The organism is Pseudomonas sp. BBP2017 (genome assembly GCF_003024385.1).
Lineage (GTDB): Bacteria > Pseudomonadota > Gammaproteobacteria > Pseudomonadales > Pseudomonadaceae > Aquipseudomonas.
On record NZ_PVZN01000047.1, the window covers coordinates 1 to 570 of the forward strand.

The 570-nt window shown below is 47.7% G+C and carries 2 tRNA genes and 1 rRNA gene; all 3 read right to left on the bottom strand.

Going from position 1 to position 570, the window contains the following annotated elements:
• Positions 1-260: 260 nt before the first annotated feature.
• Positions 261-336: transfer RNA gene (locus C6382_RS23740), tRNA-Ala, on the bottom strand.
• Between the two features lie 10 nt (positions 337-346).
• A tRNA-Ile gene (locus tag C6382_RS23745) sits at positions 347-423 on the bottom strand.
• An 84-nt stretch (positions 424-507) separates the two neighbouring features.
• Positions 508-570, bottom strand: a 16S ribosomal RNA gene (locus tag C6382_RS23750); the annotation flags it as partial.

A 570-nucleotide genomic window follows, 5' to 3' on the forward strand; every position in this document is an offset into this window, starting at 1 on the left:
CCACCGTATGCGCTTCTTCACTTGACCATATAACCCCAAGCAATCTGGTTATACTGTGAAGACGACATTCGCCGAAAATTCGCAAAACTCTTAAGAGTCACTCACAAATTTTACCTTAGCCTGAACACACACCAGTGAAAGTGCTGTCCAGTCTATCTTTCTATCACATACCCAAATTTTTAAAGAACGATTCTGAAAAAGTTCAGAAATCAATATTCGATGCGAATATTCATTTCTAAGCTTTGACGCGGTACAGAGGATGGTGGAGCCAAGCGGGATCGAACCGCTGACCTCCTGCGTGCAAGGCAGGCGCTCTCCCAGCTGAGCTATGGCCCCAACAAGAAACTGGTGGGTCTGGGCAGATTCGAACTGCCGACCTCACCCTTATCAGGGGTGCGCTCTAACCAACTGAGCTACAGACCCAGTTAAGAGCTGTTACCGATATCGTCTTCTTCAATGAATCAAGCAATTCGTGTGGGAGCTTATGAAACAGCTGATGTCGTCGATTAAGGAGGTGATCCAGCCGCAGGTTCCCCTACGGCTACCTTGTTACGACTTCACCCCAGTCAT